This is a genomic window from Collinsella sp. AF14-35 (genome assembly GCF_003464565.1).
Taxonomy (GTDB): domain Bacteria; phylum Actinomycetota; class Coriobacteriia; order Coriobacteriales; family Coriobacteriaceae; genus Collinsella.
This window is the reverse complement of the sequence record NZ_QRZD01000044.1, coordinates 1-4955: the sequence shown is the minus strand read 5'-3', so window position 1 is coordinate 4955 and position 4955 is coordinate 1. Positions and strand designations below refer to the sequence as shown.

Below are 4955 nucleotides of genomic sequence, written 5' to 3'. Positions count from 1 at the left end.
GCGCCGACGCCCCTAAAGTAGACACACATTTTGTCCTATAAGCCGATAGCAAGAGACCCGGTCCTGCACGAGGCAGAACCGGGTCTCTTTAGCAATGCTTGCTTTGCTCGGGCAGTAACTGTTAGTTACTCAGCCAGGAAGTCGCGCTGGATAGCGGGATCGACCTTGACGCCAGGGCCCATAGTGGAAGACACGGAGATGGACTTGACGTACTTGCCCTTAGCAGAAGAGGGCTTGACGCGCAGGATCTCGGTGTACAGGGCAGCGTAGTTCTCGACGAGCTGCTGCTCGGAGAAGGACTTCTTGCCCAGGGGCACGTGGCAGATGCCATAACGGTCGGCGCGATACTCAACGCGGCCAGCCTTGAGCTCGGAGACCATCTTGGCGACGTCCATGGTCACGGTGCCGAGCTTGGGGTTCGGCATGAGGCCACGGGGACCAAGGATCTTACCGATGCGGCCAACCTTGGCCATCATGTTCGGCGTAGCGATAGCGGCGTCGAAGTTGATCTCGCCCTTCTGGATCTGGGCGACGAGCTCGTCGGAGCCGATGATGTCGGCGCCAGCAGCCTCGGCCTCGCGGGCCTTCTCGCCCTCAGCGAAGACGGCAACACGAACGGTCTTGCCGGTGCCGTGGGGCAGGGAGATGGAACCACGGATGTTCTGGTCAGCCTTACGAGTATCGATGCCCAGACGGAAGTGGGCCTCGACGGTCTCGTCGAACTTGGCGGTGTCGAGCTCCTTGATGAGCTTGGCAGCCTGAAGGGGGGTGTAGAGCGTGGCGCGGTCGATCTTCTCGGCAGCGGCGTTATAGCTCTTACCATGCTTAGCCATGTGCATTACCTCCTGTGGTTAAACGGGCGTGAGCCCTCCCACATCGTATCGTGTGCCCTATTGCACACATATAACGCGCGCCCCGGTCGGAGCACCCGTCATTACCTAAAGAAATAGCTACTCAGCGATGGTGACGCCCATGGAACGGGCGGTACCGGCGATGATCTTCTTGGCGGCGTCAATGTCGTTGGCATTGAGGTCCGGCATCTTGATCTCGGCGATCTTGGTGAGCTGCTCCTGAGAGAGCTGACCGACCTTGTCGGCCTGGGGCTTAGCGGAACCAGACTTGAGGTTCAGCTCCTTCTTGATGAGGTGAGCCGCCGGCGGGGTCTTGGTGATGAAGGAGAAGGACTTGTCCTCGTAGACAGAGATCTCAACGGGGATGATGTCGCCCTTCTTGTCCTGCGTCTCGGCGTTAAAGGCCTGGCAGAACTGCATGATGTTCACGCCAGCAGCGCCCAGGGCGGGGCCGACGGGAGGAGCGGGGTTAGCTGCACCAGCAGGAATCTGGAGCTTAATGACGTTGGCAACCTTCTTCTCAGCCATGGTCATTCCTTTCGAATCACGAGTGTGAAGTACTTGCTATATCGTAAGCACGCACGTGTTAGAAGCACTCCTGAGATGAGCAGTCACAGAAGAAGCACGCTCGCGCGAACGGACGAAAACTTAAGCGATGACAGCGACCTGGTTAAAGTCGAGCTCGACCGGCGTCTCGCGGCCAAAGATCATCAGCGTGACCTTGAGCTTGCCTGCCTCGGTGTTAACCTCGGAGACCTTGCCATCAAAGTCGGTAAGCGGGCCATCGGTGACGCGGACGGACGTGCCGACCTGAATATCGACCGAGGTGCGCTTGGGCGAATCGCCCTTACCGGGACGACGAGTCATCTTGTTGTACTCGTCGCGGGAAAGCGGAGCGGGCTTGCCGTTGCCGCCCAGGAAACCGGTGACGCCAGGCGTGTTACGAACGCACGTCCAAGCATCGTCATCCATCTCCATGCGGACCAGGACATAACCCGGGAAGATCTTGGAATCCTTGGTCTCACGCTTGCCACCCTCTTTAATCTCGGTGACACGCTCCATAGGAATCTCGATATCAAAGATACGGTCCTGCATGCCCATGGTCTCGATGCGATGCTCGAGATCGGACTTAACACGGTTCTCGTATCCAGAGTAAGTGTGAACGACGTACCAACGCTTAGACATGGTTTAGCCCCTCAATCCGGAGAACAGAGCAAGAGCCTCGCCAAAGCCAGCATCGAGCAGAGCGATGACGACGCCGACGACGACCAGAGAAGCGCAAACGACAACGGAGTAGTTAACGAGTTCCTTCTTGTCGGGCCACGTGACACGCTTCATCTCGGACTTCACCGAAGCGAAGTACTTCTTGGTGCGGGCGAAGAAGCCGGGCTTCTCGTTCTTCTTGGACTTCGCAGCCTTCTCGCTCTTCTTGGCAACGGCCTTCTTGGCCTCAACCTTGGAGTTGGCGGCAGCGTTGTTGGCAGGCGCCTGCTGCTGTGCCTTCTTCTTGTTCTTCTTGTTGGCCATTTGGGTTACCTCCGCGCAATGCGCTTATACATGAGTAAACCGTAAGCCCCCAAATGGGAGCTTACGGAATAATGACTGGCACGCCAGGAAGGACTCGAACCCTCAACACTCGGTTTTGGAGACCGATGCTCTACCAATTGAACTACTGGCGTATATGACTAGAGACTAGCGAGTCTCTTTGTGCAGCGTGTGGTGACGGCACCAGGGGCAATACTTCTTGATCTCCATACGATCAGGCATGGTCGACTTGTTCTTGGTGGTCGTATAGTTGCGGCGCTTGCACTCAGTGCACGCAAGAGTAACTAGAGTACGCATGTATCCTGAACCTTTCATTTCCGCCCCGTACGGGCACGAGTTGTTACTTTATCAGCTCCACGTAAGTGCTGTCAATGAAAACCTCGAGTCAATTGGTTCTCGGTGGATCCATTCATATTTGGAACACATCAATGAAGCCATCGAGATCTAATCGACGGTGCATCCAGGACCATTATCGATCCTCTCGACACCAGCAACGGCTCAATATCCATTGCAGAAAAGAACCCGGCACCCAAATAAGTGCCGGGTTCTCTAAGTCAGCTATATCAAAGAGCTAATTTACTCAATGATCGTGGAGACGATGCCCGAACCGACGGTGTGGCCACCCTCGCGGATAGCGAAGCGCAGGCCCTCCTCCATGGCGATCGGGTGGATGAGGTCGCCCTCGATGGTGATGTGGTCACCAGGCATAGCCATCTCGGTGCCCTCGGGGAGCTTGACCGTACCGGTAACGTCGGTGGTACGGAAGTAGAACTGAGGACGATAACCATCGAAGAACGGGGTGTGACGGCCGCCCTCCTCCTTGGTCAGAACGTAGATCTCACCGGTGAACTTGGTGTGCGGGGTAACCGAACCGGGCTTGCAGAGAACCTGGCCGCGCTCGATGTCCTCGCGCTTGATGCCGCGGAGCAGCAGACCGACGTTGTCGCCAGCCTCGCAGAAGTCCATGGACTTACGGAACATCTCGATACCGGTAACGACGGTGTTCTGGGTATCCTTGATGCCGACAATCTCGACGGGCTCGTTGAGCTTGAGCTCACCGCGCTCGACACGGCCGGTAGCAACGGTACCACGGCCGGAGATGGTCATAACGTCCTCAACGGCCATCAGGAACGGGAGGTCGTTGTTACGAGCGGGCGTCGGGATGTACTCGTCGACAGCGTTCATGAGCTCGCGAATGGCGTCCATCCACTTGGCGTCGCCCTCGAGAGCGCCCAGAGCGGAACCACGGATGACGGGGATGTCGTCGCCGGGGAAATCGTACTCGGAGAGGAGCTCGCGGGTCTCCATCTCGACGAGGTCGATGAGCTCGTCATCGTCGACCATGTCGCACTTGTTCAGGAAGACGACGATGTAGGGAACGCCGACCTGACGGGCGAGCAGGATGTGCTCGCGGGTCTGAGCCATGGGGCCGTCGGTAGCGGCGATGACCAGGATAGCGCCGTCCATCTGAGCAGCACCGGAGATCATGTTCTTGACGTAGTCAGCGTGGCCCGGGCAGTCAACGTGAGCGTAGTGACGGGCAGCAGTCTCGTACTCGACGTGGGAGACGGAGATCGTAATGCCGCGCTCGCGCTCCTCGGGAGCCTTGTCGATGTTCTCGAACGCAGTGAAGTCAGCCTTGCAGCCCTCGGTCTCGGAGAGAACCTTGGTGATGGCAGCGGTCAGCGTGGTCTTGCCGTGGTCGACGTGACCAATGGTGCCGATGTTAACATGCGGCTTAGTGCGCTCAAACTTCTCTTTGGCCATAAAGCCCTCCTCTAAACAGGTCGTCCCCGGACGGGACTTTGCCTTTATACCATAGTGGCCTCTCAACATACTATTGAGAAGCCACCGTGTTACCTATGGTAGCGGTGACTGGATTCGAACCAGTGACGCCACGGGTATGAACCGTGTGCTCTAACCAACTGAGCTACACCGCCGGATGGAGCCTGCAACCAGACTTGAACTGGTGACCTCTTCGTTACCAACGAAGTGCTCTACCGACTGAGCTATACAGGCACTTGACGGGTGGGAGCTATAGGATTCGAACCTATGTAGGCAGAGCCAACGGGTTTACAGCCCGTCCCCATTAACCACTCGGGCAAACTCCCAATCGTTCAAGTATCCGCAGGTCCTTTGGTCTTTTGGACCGCCGCCCCCGCGAACGAAAAAGATAATACGATGCAACCTTGGGGGCTGTCAACGAAAACCTCTAAATACACGGCCCCGGGCGTATCTATATACCGTTGACCTGCGGTTTTGTTGAGTTTGGATATGAAGGACGATGGTTTTGGATACAGAGGTGACGTTTCCCAAGGTAACACTTTGGTGTAGTGGAGTACACCTTCAGGATCGAACTTCGATACCGGCTTATTTACACCTATATATAGGTCGAGATCGGGCTTCCGCGGCAAATTCGAGCGTGGATTATCTCCCGTTTGAAATCGAGCGTGGATAATCTCCCACTTTTGACGTGGCTTCGAGCCCAAAGTGGGAGATTATCCACGCTCATTGGTAGCGCGCAGAGATGTGGTGTAAGAGGCGGGGAATGCCCCGCCT

General features: G+C 56.8%; 6 protein-coding genes and 4 tRNA genes. All 10 read right to left on the bottom strand.

Annotated features, from left to right (window positions below; translation table 11 throughout):
- Positions 1–125 precede the first annotated feature (125 nt).
- A complete protein-coding gene (gene rplA, locus DWW12_RS09550; protein ID WP_089572518.1) occupies positions 126–833 on the bottom strand; it encodes a 50S ribosomal protein L1 in 708 nt (235 codons plus the stop codon).
- A gap of 117 nt (positions 834–950) precedes the next feature.
- Positions 951–1379, bottom strand: coding sequence for a 50S ribosomal protein L11 (gene rplK, locus DWW12_RS09545; protein ID WP_022093893.1), 429 nt, complete (start codon positions 1377–1379; stop codon positions 951–953).
- Positions 1380–1499: 120 nt separating this feature from the next.
- Positions 1500–2036: a transcription termination/antitermination protein NusG gene (nusG, locus tag DWW12_RS09540; protein ID WP_006234984.1), complete on the bottom strand. Its 537-nt coding sequence runs from the start codon at positions 2034–2036 to the stop codon at positions 1500–1502.
- Positions 2037–2039: 3 nt separating this feature from the next.
- Positions 2040–2378 (bottom strand): preprotein translocase subunit SecE, encoded by a 339-nt coding sequence (gene secE / locus DWW12_RS09535; RefSeq protein WP_117855823.1) that lies wholly within the window; start codon positions 2376–2378, stop codon positions 2040–2042.
- 76 nt (positions 2379–2454) lie between these two features.
- Positions 2455–2530, bottom strand: a tRNA-Trp gene (locus DWW12_RS09530).
- A gap of 13 nt (positions 2531–2543) precedes the next feature.
- Entirely contained in the window at positions 2544–2693 is a 150-nt protein-coding gene (gene rpmG, locus DWW12_RS09525; protein WP_022093895.1) for a 50S ribosomal protein L33, read from the bottom strand.
- Positions 2694–2972: 279 nt separating this feature from the next.
- Positions 2973–4163 (bottom strand): elongation factor Tu, encoded by a 1191-nt coding sequence (tuf, locus tag DWW12_RS09520; protein ID WP_117563790.1) that lies wholly within the window; start codon positions 4161–4163, stop codon positions 2973–2975.
- A 96-nt stretch (positions 4164–4259) separates the two neighbouring features.
- A tRNA-Met gene (locus DWW12_RS09515) sits at positions 4260–4336 on the bottom strand.
- A gap of 3 nt (positions 4337–4339) precedes the next feature.
- A tRNA-Thr gene (locus DWW12_RS09510) sits at positions 4340–4415 on the bottom strand.
- Between the two features lie 10 nt (positions 4416–4425).
- A tRNA-Tyr gene (locus DWW12_RS09505) sits at positions 4426–4507 on the bottom strand.
- Positions 4508–4955: the final 448 nt, after the last annotated feature.

Coding starts and splice junctions, on each gene's coding strand:
- secE (WP_117855823.1), bottom strand. CDS start 2,378: ATGGCCAACAAGAAGAACAAGAAGAAGGCACAGCAGCAGGCGCCTGCC.
- tuf (WP_117563790.1), bottom strand. CDS start 4,163: ATGGCCAAAGAGAAGTTTGAGCGCACTAAGCCGCATGTTAACATCGGC.
- rpmG (WP_022093895.1), bottom strand. CDS start 2,693: ATGCGTACTCTAGTTACTCTTGCGTGCACTGAGTGCAAGCGCCGCAAC.
- rplA (WP_089572518.1), bottom strand. CDS start 833: ATGGCTAAGCATGGTAAGAGCTATAACGCCGCTGCCGAGAAGATCGAC.
- rplK (WP_022093893.1), bottom strand. CDS start 1,379: ATGGCTGAGAAGAAGGTTGCCAACGTCATTAAGCTCCAGATTCCTGCT.
- nusG (WP_006234984.1), bottom strand. CDS start 2,036: ATGTCTAAGCGTTGGTACGTCGTTCACACTTACTCTGGATACGAGAAC.